At 70.3% G+C, this 20,382-nt stretch carries 20 protein-coding genes; 18 read left to right on the top strand and 2 right to left on the bottom strand.

The features are described from left to right. The first annotated feature begins 160 nt into the window (after positions 1-160). Positions 161-1,249 carry a peptide chain release factor 1 gene (gene prfA / locus AB0B48_RS21180; RefSeq protein WP_091405908.1) on the top strand — a complete coding sequence of 363 codons (1,089 nt, stop codon included), beginning with the start codon at positions 161-163 and terminating at the stop codon, positions 1,247-1,249. A gap of 115 nt (positions 1,250-1,364) precedes the next feature. Here prfA and AB0B48_RS21185 read toward each other — a convergent pair whose 3' ends face one another. Continuing rightward, on the bottom strand, positions 1,365-2,909 hold the full coding sequence (locus AB0B48_RS21185) for a GGDEF domain-containing protein (RefSeq protein WP_357204054.1): 1,545 nt from the start codon (positions 2,907-2,909) through the stop codon (positions 1,365-1,367). Positions 2,910-2,982: 73 nt separating this feature from the next. Here AB0B48_RS21185 and prmC point away from each other — a divergent pair, with 73 nt between their 5' ends. The 4 genes from prmC to AB0B48_RS21205 all read left to right on the top strand — a co-directional run bounded on the left by prmC (position 2,983) and on the right by AB0B48_RS21205 (position 7,407). Beyond that, positions 2,983-3,930 (top strand): peptide chain release factor N(5)-glutamine methyltransferase, encoded by a 948-nt coding sequence (prmC, locus tag AB0B48_RS21190; RefSeq protein WP_357204056.1) that lies wholly within the window; start codon positions 2,983-2,985, stop codon positions 3,928-3,930. Then, positions 3,930-4,577 (top strand): L-threonylcarbamoyladenylate synthase, encoded by a 648-nt coding sequence (locus tag AB0B48_RS21195; RefSeq protein WP_091406475.1) that lies wholly within the window; start codon positions 3,930-3,932, stop codon positions 4,575-4,577. The genes prmC and AB0B48_RS21195 overlap by 1 nt, the downstream gene beginning before the upstream one ends. Further along, the gene (locus AB0B48_RS21200; protein ID WP_355008069.1) at positions 4,578-5,189 is read left to right on the top strand and encodes a phosphotyrosine protein phosphatase; all 612 of its coding nucleotides are present in this window, start codon (positions 4,578-4,580) and stop codon (positions 5,187-5,189) included. Between the two features lie 106 nt (positions 5,190-5,295). After that, positions 5,296-7,407, top strand: a complete 2,112-nt coding sequence (locus AB0B48_RS21205) for a transglycosylase domain-containing protein (protein WP_357204057.1) — start codon at positions 5,296-5,298, stop codon at positions 7,405-7,407. 345 nt (positions 7,408-7,752) lie between these two features. On the opposite strand, the gene AB0B48_RS21210 is transcribed toward AB0B48_RS21205, so the two are convergent. Continuing rightward, positions 7,753-9,216: an SDR family oxidoreductase gene (locus AB0B48_RS21210; RefSeq protein ID WP_357204059.1), complete on the bottom strand. Its 1,464-nt coding sequence runs from the start codon at positions 9,214-9,216 to the stop codon at positions 7,753-7,755. A 35-nt stretch (positions 9,217-9,251) separates the two neighbouring features. Here AB0B48_RS21210 and glyA point away from each other — a divergent pair, with 35 nt between their 5' ends. From glyA to AB0B48_RS21275, 13 genes are all read left to right on the top strand, one after another. Next, the gene (gene glyA / locus AB0B48_RS21215) at positions 9,252-10,541 is read left to right on the top strand and encodes a serine hydroxymethyltransferase (protein WP_355008066.1); all 1,290 of its coding nucleotides are present in this window, start codon (positions 9,252-9,254) and stop codon (positions 10,539-10,541) included. 7 nt (positions 10,542-10,548) lie between these two features. Then, a complete protein-coding gene (locus AB0B48_RS21220; protein ID WP_357204071.1) occupies positions 10,549-10,959 on the top strand; it encodes a hypothetical protein in 411 nt (136 codons plus the stop codon). A 181-nt stretch (positions 10,960-11,140) separates the two neighbouring features. After that, entirely contained in the window at positions 11,141-11,377 is a 237-nt protein-coding gene (locus AB0B48_RS21225) for a hypothetical protein (protein ID WP_355008064.1), read from the top strand. 11 nt (positions 11,378-11,388) lie between these two features. After that, positions 11,389-12,186: a F0F1 ATP synthase subunit A gene (gene atpB, locus AB0B48_RS21230; RefSeq protein ID WP_124857598.1), complete on the top strand. Its 798-nt coding sequence runs from the start codon at positions 11,389-11,391 to the stop codon at positions 12,184-12,186. Between the two features lie 65 nt (positions 12,187-12,251). After that, a complete protein-coding gene (locus AB0B48_RS21235) occupies positions 12,252-12,485 on the top strand; it encodes an ATP synthase F0 subunit C (protein ID WP_091405890.1) in 234 nt (77 codons plus the stop codon). A 32-nt stretch (positions 12,486-12,517) separates the two neighbouring features. Continuing rightward, positions 12,518-13,057, top strand: a complete 540-nt coding sequence (locus AB0B48_RS21240) for a F0F1 ATP synthase subunit B (RefSeq protein WP_112584053.1) — start codon at positions 12,518-12,520, stop codon at positions 13,055-13,057. Beyond that, entirely contained in the window at positions 13,057-13,878 is an 822-nt protein-coding gene (locus AB0B48_RS21245) for a F0F1 ATP synthase subunit delta (RefSeq protein ID WP_357204062.1), read from the top strand. The genes AB0B48_RS21240 and AB0B48_RS21245 overlap by 1 nt, the downstream gene beginning before the upstream one ends. Before the next feature lie 142 nt (positions 13,879-14,020). Further along, positions 14,021-15,673: a F0F1 ATP synthase subunit alpha gene (atpA, locus tag AB0B48_RS21250; RefSeq protein WP_357204064.1), complete on the top strand. Its 1,653-nt coding sequence runs from the start codon at positions 14,021-14,023 to the stop codon at positions 15,671-15,673. A gap of 4 nt (positions 15,674-15,677) precedes the next feature. Further along, positions 15,678-16,607, top strand: coding sequence for a F0F1 ATP synthase subunit gamma (locus tag AB0B48_RS21255; protein WP_357204066.1), 930 nt, complete (start codon positions 15,678-15,680; stop codon positions 16,605-16,607). Next, the gene (gene atpD, locus AB0B48_RS21260; RefSeq protein WP_357204068.1) at positions 16,607-18,043 is read left to right on the top strand and encodes a F0F1 ATP synthase subunit beta; all 1,437 of its coding nucleotides are present in this window, start codon (positions 16,607-16,609) and stop codon (positions 18,041-18,043) included. The genes AB0B48_RS21255 and atpD overlap by 1 nt, the downstream gene beginning before the upstream one ends. 222 nt (positions 18,044-18,265) lie before the next feature. After that, positions 18,266-19,408, top strand: a complete 1,143-nt coding sequence (locus tag AB0B48_RS21265; RefSeq protein WP_357204073.1) for an LCP family protein — start codon at positions 18,266-18,268, stop codon at positions 19,406-19,408. 88 nt (positions 19,409-19,496) lie between these two features. Next, positions 19,497-19,778: a F0F1 ATP synthase subunit epsilon gene (locus tag AB0B48_RS21270; RefSeq protein WP_355008058.1), complete on the top strand. Its 282-nt coding sequence runs from the start codon at positions 19,497-19,499 to the stop codon at positions 19,776-19,778. Positions 19,779-19,790: 12 nt separating this feature from the next. Continuing rightward, positions 19,791-20,246: a DUF2550 domain-containing protein gene (locus AB0B48_RS21275; RefSeq protein WP_355008057.1), complete on the top strand. Its 456-nt coding sequence runs from the start codon at positions 19,791-19,793 to the stop codon at positions 20,244-20,246. Positions 20,247-20,382: the final 136 nt, after the last annotated feature.

Below are 20,382 nucleotides of genomic sequence, written 5' to 3' on the forward strand. Positions count from 1 at the left end.
GCAGCAGCTCTCCGGCGGGGAGCGGCAGCGGGTGGCGATAGCCCGGGCGCTCGTCAACGAGCCGGCGCTGTTGCTGGCCGACGAGCCGACCGGTCCGCCCGGCCGCTGGCCTCCCGGCCCCGGCCCGGTCGTCGCGCACCGTCGAAGGAGCATCCGCAGCATGAGCAGCGAGCGTCTGGCCGGCCTTCTCGACGAGTACGCGGAGCTGGAGAAGCGGTTGGCCGATCCGGCCATCCACGCCGACCAGGCCACCGCGCGCAGGGTCGGCCGCCGGTACGCCGAGCTGGTGCCGCTGCACAAGGCCGCCGACGAGTTGGAGCAGGCCCGCGCCGATCTGGCCGCGGCTCGCGAGCTGGCCGCCGAGGACCCGTCCTTCGCGGCTGAGGCGGACGCCATCGCCGGGTCCCTGCCGGTGTTGGAGGAACGGCTCGCCGAGCTGCTCATTCCGCGCGACCCGCACGACGCCAAGGACGTGATCGTCGAGATCAAGGCCGGTGAGGGTGGCGAGGAGTCAGCGCTGTTCGCCGGTGACCTGCTGCGGATGTACACCCGGTACGCCGAGCGGCACGGCTGGGTCACCGAGGTGATCGACGCACAGGATTCCGACCTCGGCGGGGTCAAGGACGTCTCCCTGGCGATCAAGACCAAGGGTGTGCCGGACGGTGGCAACGGTGTCTGGTCGCGGCTCAAGTGGGAGGGCGGCGTGCACCGGGTGCAGCGTGTCCCGGTGACGGAGTCGCAGGGCCGGATCCACACCAGCGCCGCCGGGGTGCTGGTGCTTCCGGAGGCCGAGGACGTCGACGTCACGATCGACCAGAACGAGCTGCGCATCGACGTGTTCCGCTCGTCCGGCCCGGGTGGCCAGTCGGTGAACACCACCGACTCGGCGGTGCGGATCACTCACCTGCCGACCGGCATCGTCGTCTCCTGCCAGAACGAGAAGTCCCAGTTGCAGAACCGGGAGCAGGCGATGCGGATCCTGCGGGCCCGGCTGCTCGCCGCCGCCCAGGAGCAGGCCGACGCCGCCGCCTCGGACGCGCGCAAGGCCCAGGTGCGCACCGTGGACCGCTCGGAGCGGATCCGCACCTACAACTTCCCGCAGAACCGGATCACCGATCACCGGATCGGCTACACCGCGTACAACCTGGATCTGGCGCTCGGCGGCGAGCTGGACGGGGTGCTGGACGCCCTCACCGAGGCCGACCGGGCCGCCCGGCTGGCCGGCGACACCGAGCTGACCCGCCGCTGACCCGACCTCGGCCCCTCGCCGTCCGGGTCGATCATGGACTTGTGGTGGGTTGATTGTGGCGTCGTGGGCCTTTTGTGGGGCACCACAACTCCATGATCGACCCTGCGAGGGGTGATCAGCTTGCGCGCGGGCGGGTCTTGGCGCGGAGCATCTCGCGGTCGGCCTGCTCGAACGCGACGCTGAGCGCGTCGCGCAGCCCGCTGCCACCGGAGACCTCGGCGAAGCCGATGCTGACCCCGACCGGGGTGCCCGGGACCAACGACTCCCAGTCCTCCAGGCGGACCGCCGCCTCGATCCGGCGGGCCACCTCGGCGGCCTCGATCATGCCGGTGTCCGGCAGCACCACCACGAATTCGTCACCGCCGTAGCGGGCCACGAAGTCGTCCCGGCGCATCACCCGGTTGATCACGCCGGCGATGCGTTGCAGCACCAGGTCGCCCGAGTGGTGCCCGTGCCGGGTGTTGACCGCCTTGAACCCGTCCAGGTCGCAGACGCCGATCACCACTCGATCGCCGCGGGTGACCACTGCCGTGATGTAGCGCTCCAACCGGCGGCGGTTGGGCAGCCCGGTGAGCGGGTCGGTCAACGCCTCGCCCTCGAAGCGTGCCGCCTCACGGCGCATCTCCTCGTGGTCGATGCGGGCGGCGATGCCGTCGATGTAGACGTCGCGCAGCCGGTCGTTGCGCTGCGCGGCGAGCCGGAACGCCAGCCGGTCGGCCCGGTGCGCCGCCAGGTGGTCCCCGGCACGGGTCAACGCGATGCTGCGCAGCCGGGCCGGCTCGGCCGCCCCGAGCGTCTCGTTGGAGACCTGGACGGTGTCCAGTCGGGCGACCGCCTCGATCGGCCGACCGTCGGCGACGGCGAGGCACACCTGCCCGAGCTGACGCAGGTCGCGGGCGCGGGCGCTGTCCCCGCCGTGGGTCATCAACCGGGCCGGCTCGGGGCCTTCGGTCGCCACCTGATCGCCGAGCGCGGCCTGTCGAGCCGCCGCGTAGCCGTACGCGGCGAGGCTGCTCGGGCGTAGCTGGGCCGCCCGCCCGGCGCGGACGAAGCGGGTCAGGTCGGCGGCCACGTCCCGGAGCACCCGCAGGCAACCGTCGCTGTCGCCGTTGTGGTCGAGGGCCACCGCGTTGCGCAGTCGGATGCCCGGCGCGGCGAACGTCTCCTCCGGGATCCCGGCGGTCAGCCCGAGCTGTCGGGCCCGCTCGATGGCCCCCAGGGCGTACCCGTGGAAGCTGAGGTAGCTGTAGGCCATGGCCAGGTCGTGCCAGCCCCAGGCGGTGTCCCGGTCCGGGTCGGCGACGGCGCCCAGAGCCCGGGCCGCCCGGACGAGGTGCATGACGCAGCGGTCCAGTGCGCCCTGGTGGTGCGCGGCGAGCGCGGCAAGGGCGTTGAGGTGACCGTGCAGATAGGGCTCGGCGAGGTCGCGGACCGCCGCCGACGCCTCTTCGATGGCCCGGGTGAACTCCGCCGTCCGACCGAGATTGATCAGCGCGGAGAGTCGCTGCACCATGGCGTCCGCTCGCGCCGCCGGGCCGTCGGTGGTGCGGATCACACGCTCCAGCAGGACGTACGCCTCCGCGGAGCGGCTGGCCTCCTGCAACGCCCGGGCGTGCGTCAGGGCGTCAACCTGGTCATCGACCCGGTCGAGCCAGCCCACCCGTCAACCCCCTGTCGTGCGCGCCTGGGCGCACCTGTTCGTCACGTCGCCCGCGACGCTTCATGATTATGTCGTGAGTACTTTGCCGCAACACCCCCCCGAAGGGACAGGTCCCATCCGGCCGTCCGCCGCGGTGGCCCGAGCGGCCCGCGCCCTCGCCGCCGCCGGGGTCGGCTCCGCCCGGGTGGAGGCCGAGTTGCTGGCGGCGTACGTGCTCGGGGTTCCCCGGGGTCGGTTGGCCATCGCCGACGACCTGAGCGACGACCAGGTGGTGCGGCTCGACGAGTTGACGCGCCGCCGCGCCGCGCGTGAGCCGTTGCAGCACCTGACCGGGCGGGCCGGGTTCCGGCACCTGGAGCTGTCGGTCGGCCCGGGTGTCTTCGTGCCCCGCCCGGAGACCGAGCTGTTGGCCGGCTGGGGCGTCGAGCAGGCCCAGGGGCGGCCCGACCCGGTGGTGGTGGACCTGTGCAGCGGTTCGGGCGCGATCGCCCTCGCGGTGGCTCAGGAGCTGCCGGGAGCGCGGGTGATCGCTGTGGAGCGGTCCGCGGGGGCGCTGGTGTGGCTGCGGCGCAACGCGGCGGAGCGCGCCGCGGCGGGGGACCGGCCGATCGAGGTGGTCGAGGCGGATGTGACAGCGCCGGACCTGCTGGCCGAGCTGGTGGGCCGGGTGGACGTGCTGCTCTGCAACCCGCCGTACGTGCCGGACGACGTGGTGGTCCCGCCGGAGGTGGCCGGGCACGACCCGGCGGAGGCGGTCTTCGGCGGCGCGGACGGTCTGGTGGTGATCCGGCCGGTCGTCGCCCGGGCGGCGGCGCTGTTGCGCCCGGGGGGTGCGTTCGGCGTCGAGCACGACGACACCCACGGCGCGGCTGTGCCCGAGCTGCTCGCCCAGGACGGCGGCTTCACCGCTGTCGCGGAGCATCTGGACCTCACCGGGCGTCCCCGCTACGCGACCGCGTCCCGACGGGCGGACGGCCAGCACGCCCCGATCGGGGCGGCGTGGCAGACTGACTCCTCGTGATGCTCTACGACTGCCGATCGCCCGCCGATCGGGACCGCGGCATCGCCGCGGCGATCGAGGCGGTCAAGAACGGCGAGCTGGTCGTTCTCCCGACGGACACCGTGTACGGGATCGGCGCGGACGCGTTCACCCCGTACGCGGTCAAGGCGCTGCTCGATGCCAAGGGCCGGGGTCGGCAGATGCCGCCGCCGGTGCTGATCGGCTCGCGGCACACCCTGGACGGGTTGGTCTTCTCGCTGCCCACGGCCGCCCGGGACCTCGTGGAGGCGTTCTGGCCGGGTGCCCTGACGATCGTGGTCGAGCACTCGCCGAGCCTGCAGTGGGACCTGGGCGACAAGACCGGCACGGTGGCGGTGCGGATGCCGCTGCACCCGGTGGCGTTGGAGGTGCTGCGCGAGACCGGCCCGATGGCGGTCTCGTCGGCCAACAAGACCGGCCAGCCGGCCGCGGTCACCGCCGACGAGGCACGTGACCAGCTCAGCTACTCGGTGCGGGCCTACCTGGAGGCCGGCCCCTGCCCGGATCCGGTGCCCAGCACGATCGTCGATCTGACCGGTGAGGTGCCGCAGCTGCTGCGGGCCGGGGCGATCCCATTGGAGAAGTTGCGCGACGTGGTTCCGGATCTCGTCGACGGTCGGGCGGTCTGAGTGCCCCCGTTCACTGTTCTGCACGTCTGCATGGGCAACATCTGCCGCTCGCCGATGGCGGAGCGGCTGCTGGCCCTGGCGGTGCGGGAGCGGCTGACCCGGCGTTCGCAGGACCCGGCCCAGGCCGAGGAGCTGGTGCACAGCCACAGCGCTGGCACGGGTGGCTGGCACGCGGGTGAGGAGATGAACCCGCCGGCGGCACGGCAGGTCACCGGCCGTGGTGGGGACGTGGCGGGGTTCGCCGCGCGCAAGCTGCGCTCGGACCACATCGACGCCGCCGACCTGGTCCTGACCGCCACCGCCGACCAGCAGGAGTACGTGGTAGCGCTTCGTCCGGACGCGGCGGCCCGCACGTTCGTGCTGGGCGAGTTCGGCCGGCTGCTGGCCGCCGTGGACACCGCCGCGCTGCCGCCTGGTGACGCCACCCCGGAGGCCGTGTACGCCCGGGGGATGGCCCTGGTGGCGGCGGCGCACGACGCGCGGCTCGGCGCCTCGGCGCTGACCACCGATGATCTGGATGACCCGTGGGGTCGTGGCGACCAGTGCTTCAGCCGGGTCGCCGACGAGATCGAGGAGACGGTCCACCCGCTGGCCGGCGCGCTGCTGCCCTGAGCGTGGTGCGAGTTTCCTCCGGGTTTGGGGAAAACCCAGGGCCAAAGGGGCGTTCCGGGTCATTCTGAACGGGTCCTAGCGTGACCGGCTCCTGCGGGGAGAGCTGATGATCCGGGCCCAACTCGACAAACTGCTGACCGTGGTGATCGCCGGAGTGCTGGCCGGGTTGGTGCTGGCCGCCGCCGCACTGCCCGCGGCCCTGGTCTTCGGGATCGGCTTCAGCGCCCTGTCGACGCCGTACTCGGAGCTGCCGAACACACTCCGGACGCCGCCCACCGCGCAGCGCTCCAACCTGTACGCCAACGACGGCACCACCCTGATCACCTCCTTCTACCAGGAGGACCGGGTGGACGTGCCGCTGCACGAGGTGGCTCCGGTCATGCGCCGGGCGATCGTGGCCGCCGAGGACGTCCGGTTCTACCAGCACAGCGGGGTCGACCTGCGGGGCGTCGTGCGCGCGTTCACAGTCAACAAGCGCGACGGCCAGACCCGGCAGGGCGCCTCCACGCTGACCATGCAGTACGTCCGCAACGTGCTCAGCAACGACCCTCGGCTGACCGAGGCGCAGCGGGACGCCGCCACCGAGCTCACCACCGTCCGCAAGCTCCAGGAGATGCGGTACGCGCTCGCGTTGGAGCGCGAACTCGACAAGGACGAGATCCTGACCCGTTACCTCAACATCGCCTACTTCGGTGCCGGGGCATACGGCATCGCGGCGGCCAGCAAGCGGTACTTCTCCCGCTCCCCGGCCGAACTGACCCTGGCCCAGGCGGCACTGCTCGCCGGTCTGGTGCGCTCGCCGGACAGCGACGACCCGATCAACGGCGACGCCGACAGTGCGGTGGCCCGACGGTCGTACGTGTTGGAGCGGCTCGTGGAGACGGGGCAGGTGCCGGCGGACGCGGCGGCGGCGGCCCGAGCCGAACCGCTGCAACTGCTGCCCAGCGAGACCCCGAACGACTGCACGGGTGTGCCCGACGCGCACCGCGACTGGGGCTTCTTCTGCGACTGGTTCACCCGCTGGTGGAGCAGCCAGTCCGCGTTCGGGGCGACCGCCGACGAACGGCAGCGCACGCTGCGCCGGGGCGGTTTCTCGATCGTGTCGTCGCTGGACCCGGGGGTGCAGCGGGCCACCACCGAGCAGGTGCTGAAGATCTACGCGCCGACCAGGGCCGAGGCGGTGCCCACCGCGGTGGTGCAACCAGGCACCGGGCGGGTGCTGGCCATGTCGGTGAACCGCTCCTACAGTGTGGCGGACAACCCGGTCGGGCAGAAGAACCGACCGAACACCGTCAACCAGTTGGTCGCCGGCGGCGGCGCGATCGAGGGGTACCAGGGCGGCTCGACGTTCAAGCTCTTCACCCTGCTCGCCGCGCTGGAGTCCGGCCTGCCGCTGTCGACCGACTTCGTGGCGCCGACCCAGTTGCTCACCCGCTTCCCGGTGACCGGGGCAGCGAGCTGCGACGGACGCTGGTGTCCGGCGAACGCCAGCCCGTCGTCGATGGACGGCCCCCGCACCATGTGGAGCGCGTTCGGCCGCTCGGTGAACACGTACTTCGCCTGGCTCACGGAAAAGGTTGGCGCCGACCGGGTGGTGGAGATGGCCGAGCGGCTCGGCATCGTGCTGCGGGCCGAGTCCGACGCCAAGCTGGCCCGCTACGGCGCGAAGGACTGGGGTCCGTTCACCCTGGGCGTGGCCGCGACCACCCCGTTGGACCTGGCCAGCGCGTACGCCACAGTGGCAGCCGAAGGGACCTGGTGCGCGCCCCTGCCGGTGGTGTCGATCACCGACTCGGGCGGCCGACCGGTCGACGCCGCCAAGCCGGACTGCCGACAGGTGCTCGACCCCGACGTGGCACGGGCGGCCACCGACGCGGCCCGCTGCCCGGTCGGCGACCAGTCGATGTACGGGCGCTGCGACGGCGCCACCGCACCCGGGCTGCGGGCGAAGCTCGGCCGCCCGGTGGCGGGCAAGACCGGCAGCTCCGAGCGGTACGAGACGGAGACGGTGGTGGCGTTCACGCCGCAACTCGCGGTCGCCTCGATGGCCGCGAACCCGGACGATCCCCGGGACGCGGTCGGTCAGGCGGTGCAGGCCCAGATGGTGAACGCGGTCGGCGAGGTGCTCGCCTTCGCCCTGCGCGACCAACCGGTCCGCGATTTCGTTCCGCCGAGCGAACGCGCCGCCTTCCAAACCCAACCCCAAGCCGGCAACTAACCCCACCCCACCCCGAGCCCCGCCCCAGCCCGGTCGATCATGGACTTGTGGTGGGCATTGAATCCACAAGCGCCCTTTTTGTGGCGCACCACAACTCCATGATCGACGCGGGTGACGCGCGACGCGGGGTAGCGCGAGACGCACCCCGCCTCACTCCCGCGATCTTGCAGTTTCTGTCGCGACAAAGGGCGCATTAGCTCTCAAATCGACAACACAAAGTGCAAGATCGCGGAGTGGGGCTGGCGGGAGTGGGGCGGGGCGGGGTGCGGCGGCGCGGGCGACGTGAGCGATGCCGCCGCGCGGGGAGGCAAGGGAGACAGGGGAGGCGCGGGAGGCGCGGGGTGGTTAGCGGGGTTGTTCGGCGTTGCGGGCTATGTTGCGGGCCATTCCGCCGAAGACCACCGCGTGGAACGGGGCCACCGACTTCCAGTAGGCGTGCCCCGGCAGGCCGCGCGGCAGGAAGACGGCGCGTTGCTGGTAGCGGCTGCGGCCGTCGTCGGCCGGAAGGACCCGCATCTCCAGCCAGGCCCGGCCGGGCAGGCGCATTTCGGCGCGTAGGCGCAGCAGCTCGCCCGGGATGATCTCCTCGACTCGCCAGAAGTCCAGCGCCTCGCCGACCTGGAGGCGGTGCGGGTCGCGTCGACCTCGCCGCAGCCCGACCCCGCCGACCAGCCGGTCCAGCCAGCCGCGGATCGACCAGGCGAGGGGGAACGAGTACCAGCCGTGTTCGCCACCGACGCCCTCGACGACCCGCCAGAGCGCGGTGGGTGGTGCGTCAACCGTCCGCTCCCGGACGTCGGTGTAGGCGGTGCCACCGGACCACACCGGGTCGGTGGGCAGTGGCTCGGCGGGCGCGTCCGGGCCGCTCGCTGTGGACCAGCGGGTCTCCACCTGGGCGTCGCGCACCTTGGCCAGCGCCAGCGCCACCGCCTCGTCGAAGCCGGTCAGCCCGCCGGGCGGGTCGGGGATGTAGCGGGCGATGTCGTGTTCGTGGGCGACCGCTTCGTGGATCAGGCTCTCCACCAGGGGCCGGGCAATCTTGTTCGGCACCGGGGTGATCAGCCCGACCCAGTGCGAGGAGAGGGACGGGGTGAGCGGGCGGACCGGCACGATGATCCGCCGGCGCAGCCCGGCCACCCGGGCGTAACGCTGCATCATCTCGCGGAAGGTCAGCACGTCCGGGCCGCCGACGTCGAAGCCCCGGTTGACGTCGGGCGGCAGTTCGGCGCAGCGGGCCAGGTAGTGCAGCACGTCGCGGACCGCTATCGGTTGGATCCGGTTGCGGACCCAACGTGGGGTGATCATGGCGGGCAGCCGCTCGGTCAGGTAACGCAGCATCTCGAACGACGCCGAGCCGGACCCGATGATCACAGCGGCGCGGAGCACCGCAGTGGGCACCCCGCTGCCCAGCAGGATCCGGCCGACCTCGGCACGGGACCGCAGGTGCGGGGACGGGACCTCCGCGTCGGACGCCGGCTCGGGGCCGCCCAGGTAGACGATCCGCCGTACGCCGGCCGCGCGCGCGGCGGCCGCGAAGTTGGTCGCCGCCGCCCGGTCGGCCGCCTCGAAGTCGGACCGGCCCAGCGAGTGCACCAGGAAGTACGCGACGTCCACGTCGGCGAACGCGGCGGGCAGCGTCTCCGGCCGACTCAGGTCTCCTTCGACGATCTCGGCCGCCGAGGCCCAGGGCACGTCGCGTAGCCGTACCGCCTTGCGGGCGAGGCAGCGCACTGTGTGCCCGTCGGCGAGCAGCAGCGGCGTCAGCCGCCCGCCGATGTAGCCGGTAGCGCCGGTGACGAGGCATCTCACGGGTTCCAGTGTGCGGCCCCCTAGACTCGTTCGCTGTGGAGACCGAGACGAGCACCTTCTGGGGGCCGGATTTCGCGCAGCTCAGGGCCACCGACCCGGAGATCGCCGGGGTGGTCCTCGGCGAGTTGGACCGGTTGCGCGGCGGCCTGCAGCTCATCGCCAGCGAGAACCTGACCTCGCCGGCGGTGCTGGCCGCGCTCGGTTCGACGCTGACGAACAAGTACGCCGAGGGTTACCCGGGCCGGCGCTACTACGGCGGTTGTGCCGAGGTGGACCGGGCCGAGGAGATCGGCATCGCCCGGGCCAAGGAACTCTTCGGGGCCGAGCACGCGAACCTCCAGCCGCACTCCGGGGCGAGCGCCAACCTGGCCGCGTACGCCGCGTTGGTGCAGCCGGGGGACACGGTGCTGGCGATGGACCTGCCGCACGGCGGGCACCTCACCCACGGCAGCCGCGTGAACTTCTCCGGCAAGTGGTTCCACCCGGTCGGCTACCCGGTCCGGCCGGACACCGAGCAGATCGACTACGACGAGGTACGGGACCTGGCGCGGGCGCACCGACCCAAGCTGATCATCTGTGGGGCCACCGCGTACCCGCGCCTGATCGACTTCGCGCGGTTCCGGGAGATCGCCGACGAGGTCGGCGCGTACCTGATGGTGGACGCTGCGCACTTCATCGGCCTGGTCGCCGGTCGGGCGATCCCGTCCCCGGTGCCGTACGCCGATGTCGTCTGCGCCACCACCCACAAGGTCCTGCGCGGGCCGCGCGGCGGCATGATCCTGTGCCGCGAGTCGCTGGCCCAGCGGATCGACAAGGCGGTCTTCCCGTTCACCCAGGGCGGCCCGCTCATGCACGCGGTCGCGGCCAAGGCGGTCGCGTTGCGCGAGGCCGCCCAGCCGGAGTTCCAGACGTACGCCCGGCAGGTGGTCAGCAACGCCCAGGCGCTCGCAGCCGGGCTGGCCGACGAGGGGATGCGCCCGGTGTCCGGTGGCACCGACACCCACCTCGCCCTGATCGACCTGCGGGAGCTGGGGGTGACCGGCACCGAGGCCGAGCGCCGCTGCGACGCCGCGTCGATCACCCTGAACAAGAACGCCATCCCGTACGACCCGCAGCCGCCGATGGTGGCCTCCGGCATCCGGGTGGGCACACCGAGCGTCACCACGCAGGGGATGCGCGAGGGGGAGCTGCGTCAGGTGGCGACCCTGATCGCCCGTGCGGTGCGCACCGATCCCGGTGCTGCGGGCGGGGTCGACGAGTTGACCCGGCTCGGTGCCGAGGTGGCCGAGCTGGTCGCGGCGTTCCCGGCGTACCCCCGTGGCTGAGCCCGGGATGGTCGAGCCGGGCACCGACCGGCGGTGGCGGCTGCGGCACCTGCCGGTGTTGCTGGCCGCGTCGGCGGCGCTTGCCGTGGTCGCCGCTGTGGTGGGCGGGGTGACCGGCGGTGTGACGGCAGCGGTCGGCGCGGCGGCCGGCGTGGGCGTCACGGTGCTCAGCTACACCCTCACCACGGTGGTGCTGGCGCGGGCCGACCAGGTCAACCCGCAGTTGCTGCTGCCGCTCGGTGTGGGCCTGTACGTGCTGAAGTTCAGCCTGTTGGGTGCGGTGCTGGTGGCGGTGGCGTCGACTGGTTGGCCCGGTTTGATCCCTCTTTGCCTTGGCATCGTCGCCGGGGTGGCAGTGTGGACAGCGGTGCACCTCTGGTGGCTGACCACGGTGCACGCTCGCCGGCCGCACGGCTGACCTGGCGGTCGTCCCAACCAGCGGACGCGCCGCAATGTGTCGGCCTCCGGTCATTTTCCGACGGGCGGAAGGGGAGTAGCGTGCCCACAGACGACGGCGCCCACGAGAAGCCCACACAACGACGGTTGTGCGGGGGGTGAGGCACAGCCTCGTCTTCCCGGCTGATATCGTTCGCCCCGTCATGGCTGGTGACCAAACCCCCCGTCCCGCCGGTGATTCGGACGATTATCCGTCCGGCGCCGGTCAGGGTTGGACCGCGCTCAGCTACCTCATCGGAGGAATGCTCGTGTGGGGTTTCATCGGCTGGCTGGTCGACCAGTGGCTCGATACAGGTGGCGTCGCCACCGGGATCGGCGTCGTGCTCGGCGTGACCGGGGGGATCATCCTCGTCGTCCGTCGGCTCGGCACGCCTACTTAGGAAGGGACACGGTGTTCGGACAGGCGAACGTTCTGGCAGCGGGCCAGGCGGCATTCCCACCCAGTGTGGACGACTTCTACCTGCCCGCGATCGTGCCCTGGGGCGCGGAGAACGCCCCGTGGTTCACCAAGTTCACGCTGATGATCTGGATCGCGGTCGGCGTTCTGATCATCTTCTTCCTGGCGACCTATCGGAACCCGCAGTTGGTGCCGACCAAGAAGCAGTGGTTCGCCGAGTCGATCTACGGCTTCGTGCGCAACAACATCTCGGTCGACATGATCGGTCACCAGGGCGTGCGGTTCGCTCCGTACTTCACGACGCTGTTCTGCTTCGTGCTGTTGACGAACTCGTTCGCGATCATTCCGTTCTTCCAGATCTCGCCGAACTCGCACATCGCCTTCCCGGCGATCCTCGCTGTGATCAGCTACGTGCTGTTCAACTACATCGGCATCCGGCACCACGGCTTCGGCAAATACTTCAAGCACGCCCTGATCCCGCCGGCACCGTGGTACATCCTGCCGCTGCTGATCCCGATCGAGGCGTTCTCGACTTTCATCATCCGGCCGTTCTCGCTGGCCGTCCGTCTCTTCGCGAACATGTTCGCCGGCCACATGCTCCTGCTGGTCTTCACGCTCGGCGGCTTCGCGATGCTCAACGCCAACGCCTGGCTGGCGCCGATCTCGGTGGTCTCCTGGGTGATGACAGTGGCGCTGACCCTCCTCGAGGCGCTGGTCATCGTCCTGCAGGCATACGTCTTCACCGTGCTGAGCGCGAGCTACATCCAGGGCGCGCTCGCCGAAGAGCACTGATCCACGCACCAACCGTTGTCGTCCCGCGTGAGAGTCACGCGTGATAACCAGGAGGAACCACACCAATGGACGCTAGCGTTCTCGCCGAGGTCACCGGTAGCACCGCTGCCATCGGCTACGGTCTCGCCGCCATCGGCCCGGGCATCGGCGTTGGCCTGGTCTTCGCCGCCTACATCCAGTCGACCGCCCGGCAGCCCGAGTCGTCGCGCATGACCCTGCCGTACGTCTGGATCGGCTTCGCCGTCATCGAGGCGCTCGCGCTGTTCGGCATCGCCTTCGGCTTCATCTGGGCCGGCTGATTCCGCCCCTTCCGACCGGGAGGTCACCCATGTTGTTCCTCCTCGCCGCCGAGGGTGGTGAGTCAGACCACAACCCGATCATTCCGATCTGGCAGGAGATCGTGGTCGGCACGGTCGCCTTCGCCGTGCTCTGCTTCGTGCTGATGAAGTTCGTCTTCCCGCGCATGGAGCAGACGTTCCAGGCTCGGGTCGACGCGATCGAGGGCGGCATCAAGCGCGCCGAGGCCGCCCAGGCCGAGGCGAACCAGCTGCTCGAGCAGTACCGTGCCCAGCTCGCTGAGGCTCGGACCGACGCCGCCAAGATCCGTGACGACGCGCGGGCCGACGCCGAGGGCATCCGTCAGGACATCCTCGCCAAGGCGCGGGAAGAGTCCGACCGGGTCATCCAGGCGGGCAAGGACGCGCTCGCCGCCGAGCGGGCCACCATCGTGCGCGAGCTGCGCGCGGAGGTCGGCACCATCGCGGTGGACCTGGCCAGCAAGATCGTTGGCGAGTCGCTGGCCGACGAGGCACGGCGTAAGGGCACCGTCGACCGGTTCCTGAGCGGTCTCGAGAGCACGGGGGCCCGCTGATGCAGGCCGCCAGCCGGGAGTCGTACAAGGTCGCGGCCGAGCGCCTCGACGCGTACGTCCGCGGCGCGGAGCCGTCGGCGGTGGCCTCCACCGCTGACGCCATCCTCTCCGTGGCGACCCTGCTGCGGCGTGAGCCGCGGCTGCGCCGGGCGCTCTCCGAGCCGGCCCGTTCCGGCGAGGATCGCGGAGCGCTGCTCGGCGACATGCTGGGCGGGCGGATCGGCGCGGACGCGCTCGACCTGCTCGTGTCGCTGGTCGCCGGCCGGTGGTCGGCACCGTCGGAGCTGCTCGACGGCACCGAGCGGCTGGGCGTGGAGGCGCTGCTGGCCAGCGCCGACAAGGCCGGCGAGCTTGGCGAGGTCGAGGACGAGCTGTTCCGCTTCGGCCAGGTCGTCTCCGGGCAGCCGGCGCTGAGCAATGCGCTCGCCGACCCGGTCGCCCCGGTCGAGCAGCGGGCCACCCTGGCCCGCGAGCTGCTCGCCGACAAGGCCCGCCCGGTCACCGTCCGCCTCGTCGAGGCGGCGCTCGGCGGGTTCGGGGGACGCTCCTTCAGCGGGGCGCTCACCCGGCTGGTCGAGCTGGCCGCCGACCGGCGTGACCGGCAGGTGGCGTACGTGACGGTCGCGGCCCCGTTGAGTGACGAGGACGAGCGTCGGCTGGGTGCGAGCCTCACCGCGATATACGGTCGAGAGGTCTCCGTCAAGCAGACGGTCGACCCCGCCGTTCTCGGTGGCGTGAGCGTCCGGGTCGGTTCCGACCTGTACGACGGCACCATCCTGCGCCGCCTCAACGAGACCCGCAACGCGCTCGCGAAGCGCTGAACGGCTTCGCCGCCCGCAATGCGGTGGTTCCGCCGCCTCACCGTTGGGGCGGCTCCGCCGCCGCAGCGCCCGGATTGACAGACGCCATTCGGACCGGTTGGTACTAGGTATCCCGGGCCCCTGAATTTTAAGGAAGCAGAGGATGGCCGAGCTGACCATCTCGACGGAGGAGATCCGCGGCGCCCTGGAGCGCTACGTCTCCTCTTACTCGTCCGACGTCTCCCGCGAGGAGGTCGGCACCGTCGCCGACACCGGCGACGGCATCGCCCACGTCGAGGGCCTGCCCTCGACCAAGACCAACGAGCTCCTGGAGTTCGAGGACGGCACGCTCGGCGTGGCGTTGAACCTCGACGTGCGGGAGATCGGCGTCGTCGTCCTCGGTGACTCCGCCAAGCTCGAGGAGGGCCAGCGGGTCAAGCGCACCGACCGGGTCCTCTCGGTCCCGGTCGGCGACGCCTTCCTCGGCCGCGTGGTCAACGCCCTCGGCCAGCCGATCGACGGCCTCGGCGACATCGCCGACGAGGGCTACCGCGAGCTGGAGCTGCAGGCTCCGAACGTGATGGCCCGGCAGTCGGTGTTCGAGCCGCTGCAGACCGGCATCAAGGCCATCGACGCGATGACGCCGATCGGCCGGGGCCAGCGGCAGCTGATCATCGGTGACCGGAAGACCGGCAAGACCACCGTCGCGCTGGACGCCATCCTCAACCAGCGGGACAACTGGCGCACCGGCGACCCGAAGAAGCAGGTCCGCTGCATCTACGTCGCCATCGGCCAGAAGGCCTCCACCATCGCCTCGATCAAGGGGCAGTTGGAGGAGGCGGGCGCGCTGGAATACACCACCATCGTCGCCTCGCCGGCCTCCGACCCGGCCGGCTTCAAGTACCTCGCCCCGTACACCGGCTCGTCCATCGGGCAGCACTGGATGTACGGCGGCAAGCACGTTCTGATCGTCTTCGACGACCTGAGCAAGCAGGCCGAGGCGTACCGGGCCGTGTCGCTGCTGCTGCGTCGCCCGCCGGGCCGTGAGGCATACCCGGGTGACGTCTTCTACCTGCACTCCCGCCTGCTGGAGCGCTGCGCGAAGCTCTCCGACGAGCTGGGTGGCGGCTCGATGACCGGTCTGCCGATCATCGAGACGAAGGCCAACGACATCTCGGCCTTCATCCCGACCAACGTCATCTCGATCACCGACGGCCAGATCTTCCTGGAGACCGACCTGTTCAACCAGGGCGTTCGTCCGGCGATCAACGTCGGCACCTCGGTCTCCCGGGTCGGTGGCGCCGCGCAGGTGAAGCCGATGAAGAAGGTCTCTGGTTCGCTGCGGCTCAACCTGGCCCAGTACCGCGAGCTGGAGGCGTTCGCCGCCTTCGCCTCGGACCTGGACAAGGCCTCGCAGAACCAGCTGAACCGTGGTTCGCGTCTGGTGGAGCTGCTCAAGCAGTCGAACTACTCGCCGTTCCCGGTGCAGGAAGAGGTCGTCTCGGTCTGGTCCGGCGTCGAGGGCAAGCTCGACGACATCCCGGTCGGCGAGGTGCGGCGCTTCGAGTCGGAGTTCCTCCAGTACCTGCGGCACAAGCACGAGGGTGTCCTCGCGTCGATCGCCGACAACCAGTGGAACGACGACATCACCGGCTCCCTGGACACCGCGATCGCGGAGTTCAAGCAGGTCTTCCTCAACAAGGAGGACGAGCGCAAGGTCAACGACGCGCCGGCCACCCCGCTTGAGGGCGACGAGAACCGCGAGACGGTGACCCGCTTCCGCGACAGCGCGACCGACCGCCCGGCCGAGAGCTGATCCCATGGCGGCCCAGGTTCGCGTTCTTCGTCAACGAATCCGCTCGGCGAAGTCGATGAAGAAGATCACCAAGGCGATGGAGCTCGTGGCGACGAGCCGGATCGCCAAGGCCCAGGCCCGGGTGCAGGCGTCCCTGCCGTACGCCCAGGCCATCACCGGTGTGCTCACGGCGCTGGCGTCCAACGCGCGGATCGACCACCCGCTGCTCACCCCGCGCGAGCGGGTGCGGCGGGCGGGCGTCCTGTTGGTCACCAGCGACCGTGGCCTGGCCGGCGGTTACAGCTCCAACGCGATCAGGATGGCCGAATCGCTGATCGCGCGGCTCAAGGCGGACGGCAAGGAGCCGGTGCTCTACGTCATCGGGCGTAAGGGCGTCGGGTTCTACCGGTTCCGCGACCGGCCGATCGAGGCGAACTGGACCGGGTTCAGCGAGCAGCCGTCGTTCGAGGACGCCCGTACCGTGGGTGAGACGCTGATCAAGGCGTTCACCGCCGGTGCGGACGACGTCGACGGTGGCGCTGGCGCGGACGGGGTGCTCGGCGTCGACGAGTTGCACATCGTCTACACCGAGTTCCACTCGCTGATGACGCAGAACCCGGTCACGAAGATCATCGGCCCGATGCAGGTCGAGGACCGGCCGCGCTCCGAAGGGCTGCTGCCGGCGTACGAGTTCGAGCCCGAGGCGGAGGCGCTGCTCGACGCGCTCCTGCCGAGGTACATCAACACGCGGATCTATGCGGCGTTGCTCGAGTCGGCGGCGAGTGAGTCGGCGGCACGGCGGCGGGCGATGAAGAGCGCCACCGACAACGCCGAAGACATGATTGAGAAGTACACGCGTGAGATGAACTCGGCCCGTCAGGCCGGGATCACCCAGGAGATCAGCGAGATCGTCGGCGGCGCCAACGCGCTTGCCGCGTCGGGAAGTGAAGTGTGATGACTGCACCAGTAGAGACCAAGACGGCCACGGGTCGCGTGGTCCGGGTCATCGGCCCGGTCGTCGACGCCGAGTTCCCGCGCGACGGCATGCCGGCCCTGTTCAACGCCCTGAACGTCACGGTGAGCCTGTCCGGCGGTGAGAAGACGCTGACCCTGGAGGTCGCCCAGCACCTGGGTGACAACCTGGTCCGCGCCATCTCGATGCAGCCGACCGACGGTCTGGTTCGCGGCGCGGAGGTGCGTGACCGCGGCGAGCCGATCAGTGTGCCGGTGGGCGACGCGGTCAAGGGCCACGTGTTCAACGCGATCGGCGAGGTGCTCAACCTCAAAGAGGGCGAGACGTTCGAGGCCGACGACCGGTGGGGTATCCACCGCAAGGCCCCGGCCTTCGCGGACCTGGAGCCGAAGACCGAGATGCTGGAGACCGGCATCAAGGTGATCGACCTGCTCGCCCCGTACGTCAAGGGCGGCAAGATCGGTCTGTTCGGCGGCGCGGGCGTGGGCAAGACGGTGCTCATCCAGGAGATGATCACCCGTGTTGCCCGTAACTTCGGTGGTACCTCGGTCTTCGCCGGCGTGGGTGAGCGTACCCGTGAGGGCAACGACCTCATCGCCGAGATGACCGAGTCCGGCGTCATCGACAAGACCGCGCTGGTCTACGGCCAGATGGACGAGCCGCCGGGCACCCGGCTGCGGGTGGCGCTCTCCGCGCTGACCATGGCGGAGTACTTCCGCGACGTGAAGAAGCAGGAGGTGCTGCTCTTCATCGACAACATCTTCCGCTTCACCCAGGCCGGCTCCGAGGTCTCCACCCTGCTCGGGCGTATGCCGAGCGCCGTGGGTTACCAGCCGACCCTGGCGGACGAGATGGGCGAGCTCCAGGAGCGGATCACCTCCGTCCGGGGCCAGGCCATCACCTCCATGCAGGCGATCTACGTGCCGGCGGACGACTACACCGACCCCGCTCCGGCCACCACGTTCGCCCACCTGGACGCGACCACCAACCTGGAGCGGTCGATCTCCGACAAGGGCATCTACCCGGCCGTGGACCCGCTGGCGTCCTCGTCCCGGATCCTCGCCCCGGAGTTCGTCGGCCCCGAGCACTTCCAGGTCGCCACCGAGGTGAAGCGGATCCTGCAGCGCTACAAGGACCTGCAGGACATCATCGCCATCCTCGGCATCGAGGAGCTCTCCGAGGAAGACAAGATCACCGTGGCCCGGGCCCGGCGGATCGAGCGCTTCCTCTCGCAGAACACCTACGCGGCGGAGCAGTTCACCGGCGTGCCGGGCTCGACGGTCCCGATCAAGGAGACCATCGAGGCGTTCCGCAAGATCAGCGAGGGTGAGTACGATCACTTCCCCGAGCAGGCGTTCTTCATGTGCGGCGGTCTCGAGGACCTGGAGCGCAAGGCTGAGGAGCTGATGAAGGCCTGACCAGCCCTCGTCGATACCCGTAGCAAAAAGACTGCCCCGGCAATGCCGGGGCAGTCTTTTGTTCATCTTCGCGTCTTAGCATCGTCGCGGTCCGTTACTCGTGGTCGTCACTTCCGCGGCTCCCGAGCTACGGTTCGTTCCGCGCTCACCTGAACGAGCGTTGATCTTTGCAACCTTTCGACGACGCGCCCGTCTTCCTCTTCGTGGGCGTAACGAACGGAGCTGCTCGTGGGTAAGGCCGGCAAGAGTGGCCGCAAGGCGTCCCTCTGGCGAGGTGTGCCGCGGTGGGCCAGGCTCTGCACGGTGTTCGGCACCGTGCTGACAGTGCTCTGCGGCGCCGTGCTGGTCGGCACCGAGGTGCTGATGGCCCGCTACGAGGGGTCCGTCGGCAAGGCCGATCTCTTCGGCGACCAGGCGGCGGGCGCCCAGGCGAAGAAGAGTGACATCAAGGGGCCGCTCAACATCCTGCTCGTCGGCATCGACCCGCGTACGCCGACGGCCGCGCCGCTGGCCGACTCGATCATGGTGCTGCACGTGCCGGCCTCGATGGACCGGGCCTACCTGTTCTCGCTGCCTCGTGATCTCTACGTGCGGATTCCCGCGTTCAAGAAGGCCGAGTTCCCGGGCGAGACCACGAAGATCAACGCGGCGATGTCGTTCGGCAGCAGGGTGCCGGGGGCCAACCCCGACGCGGCACGGGGCTTCGAGTTGCTGGCCACCACCGTGCAGAACGTCACCGGCATCAAGCGCTTCGACGCCGGCGCGATCATCAACTTCACCGGTTTCCAGAAGATCGTCGACGCCATGGGCGGTGTCGACATGTACATCGAGCGCGACGTGAAGTCCGAGCACAAGCAGCCGGACGGCAAGCCGCGGCCGGGCAACACCCGTGGTGAGGGCTACGTCGGCCCGCAGGCGATCTACAAGAAGGGCAACCGGCACCTGAGTGGGTGGCAGGCGCTGGACTACGTCCGGCAGCGCTACCCGAAGAACGGCGTTCCGGATTCCGACTACGGTCGTCAGCGCCACCAGCAGCAGTTCGTCAAGGCGATGGTCGGCCAGGCGTTCAGCGCCGACGTGGTGTCCAACCCGATCAAGCTGGACAAGGTGCTCCGCGCCGCCGGCCAGTCGTTGATCTTCAACGGTCGAGGCAACAGCGTCGTCGACTTCGGGCTCGCCCTGAAGGACATCCGCCCGAACACCATCGAGATGATCAAGCTGCCCGGTGGCGGAGTCTTCGAGGGGCAGAAGTACCTGGGCGAGCAGTTCCAGGAAGGTGTGCCGGACTTCTTCACCGCCCTGCACAACGAGCAACTCGACCCGTTCCTGCTGGAGCACCCGGAATTCGTCAACAAGGCCAAGTAGTCAGGTCGGCGTTGTCCCCACCCGCGTTGGGCGCGCCGCATCGTCAGGCTAGACTTTCGGCAATCCGTAGCCGCAGCAAGGAGACAGCGTGGCACAGCAGCTTCACGTCGAGCTCGTCGCCGTCGAGGAGAAGGTCTGGTCCGGTGACGCCGAGATGGTCGTCGCCCGGACGACCGAAGGCGAGCTCGGTGTCCTGCCGGGGCACGCGCCGCTACTCGGCCAACTCGCCGAGCCCGGCCAGGTGCGCATCAAGCTCGCTGGCGGCGAGCAGGTCGCCTACGAGGTGGCCGGCGGCTTCCTCTCGGTGAGCGCCGAAGGTGTCACAGTGCTGGCCGAGAGCGCAACCCCGGTCTCCGCGCAGAGCCGCTGAGCCACACCGGGGATGGAGATCGTCGAAGGTTTCGGAATCGGCGTTGTCGTCATCCTCGGTGCGCTTCTGACCCTCTTCGTCCGGCGAGCTCTGGTCACCCGCAGCGGCGGCATCATCCGGCTCAGCGTCCGGGTCTCCACCATGCTCGACGGCCGCGGCTGGTCGCCCGGCTTCGGCCGGTTCGCCGGTGACGAGCTGCGCTGGTACCGGATGTTCAGCTTCGCGATCCGGCCCAAGCGGGTCCTCTCCCGCAAGGGGCTGGCCGTGGAGCGCCGCCGGTTGCCCGAAGGTCAGGAACGGTTCTCCATGCCGGCCGACTGGGTGATCCTGCGCTGTACCAGTCACCACGCACCGGTGGAGATCGCCATGGCGCGATCGACAGTGACCGGTTTTCTTTCCTGGCTCGAGGCCGCCCCTCCGGGGGCGGTCTCGCCGCGTATGGCCTCCCAGGACTGGCCGGCTGCCTGATCGGCTCTTCTGTGGTTGCTCTTCTGGGGTTCCGGGGGAGCCCGCCCGGCTCCGGGCGGGGGACGGGTTTTCCCGCGGCCGGGCGGGGCCCCCGCGAACCCCAGGGGTGGGCAGAACCGCCCTGTGGGGGGGGTTT

The organism is Micromonospora sp. NPDC049089, assembly GCF_040648775.1.
GTDB lineage: Bacteria > Actinomycetota > Actinomycetes > Mycobacteriales > Micromonosporaceae > Micromonospora.

Bases quoted from the DNA above. Each gene is read 5' to 3' on its own strand.
- AB0B48_RS21235 (WP_091405890.1), top strand. From the start codon at position 12,252: ATGGACGCTAGCGTTCTCGCCGAGGTCACCGGTAGCACCGCTGCCATC.
- AB0B48_RS21225 (WP_355008064.1), top strand. From the start codon at position 11,141: ATGGCTGGTGACCAAACCCCCCGTCCCGCCGGTGATTCGGACGATTAT.
- AB0B48_RS21220 (WP_357204071.1), top strand. From the start codon at position 10,549: ATGGTCGAGCCGGGCACCGACCGGCGGTGGCGGCTGCGGCACCTGCCG.
- atpD (WP_357204068.1), top strand. From the start codon at position 16,607: ATGACTGCACCAGTAGAGACCAAGACGGCCACGGGTCGCGTGGTCCGG.
- AB0B48_RS21195 (WP_091406475.1), top strand. From the start codon at position 3,930: ATGCTCTACGACTGCCGATCGCCCGCCGATCGGGACCGCGGCATCGCC.
- AB0B48_RS21245 (WP_357204062.1), top strand. From the start codon at position 13,057: ATGCAGGCCGCCAGCCGGGAGTCGTACAAGGTCGCGGCCGAGCGCCTC.
- atpA (WP_357204064.1), top strand. From the start codon at position 14,021: ATGGCCGAGCTGACCATCTCGACGGAGGAGATCCGCGGCGCCCTGGAG.
- prfA (WP_091405908.1), top strand. From the start codon at position 161: ATGAGCAGCGAGCGTCTGGCCGGCCTTCTCGACGAGTACGCGGAGCTG.
- AB0B48_RS21275 (WP_355008057.1), top strand. From the start codon at position 19,791: ATGGAGATCGTCGAAGGTTTCGGAATCGGCGTTGTCGTCATCCTCGGT.
- AB0B48_RS21205 (WP_357204057.1), top strand. From the start codon at position 5,296: ATGATCCGGGCCCAACTCGACAAACTGCTGACCGTGGTGATCGCCGGA.
- AB0B48_RS21255 (WP_357204066.1), top strand. From the start codon at position 15,678: ATGGCGGCCCAGGTTCGCGTTCTTCGTCAACGAATCCGCTCGGCGAAG.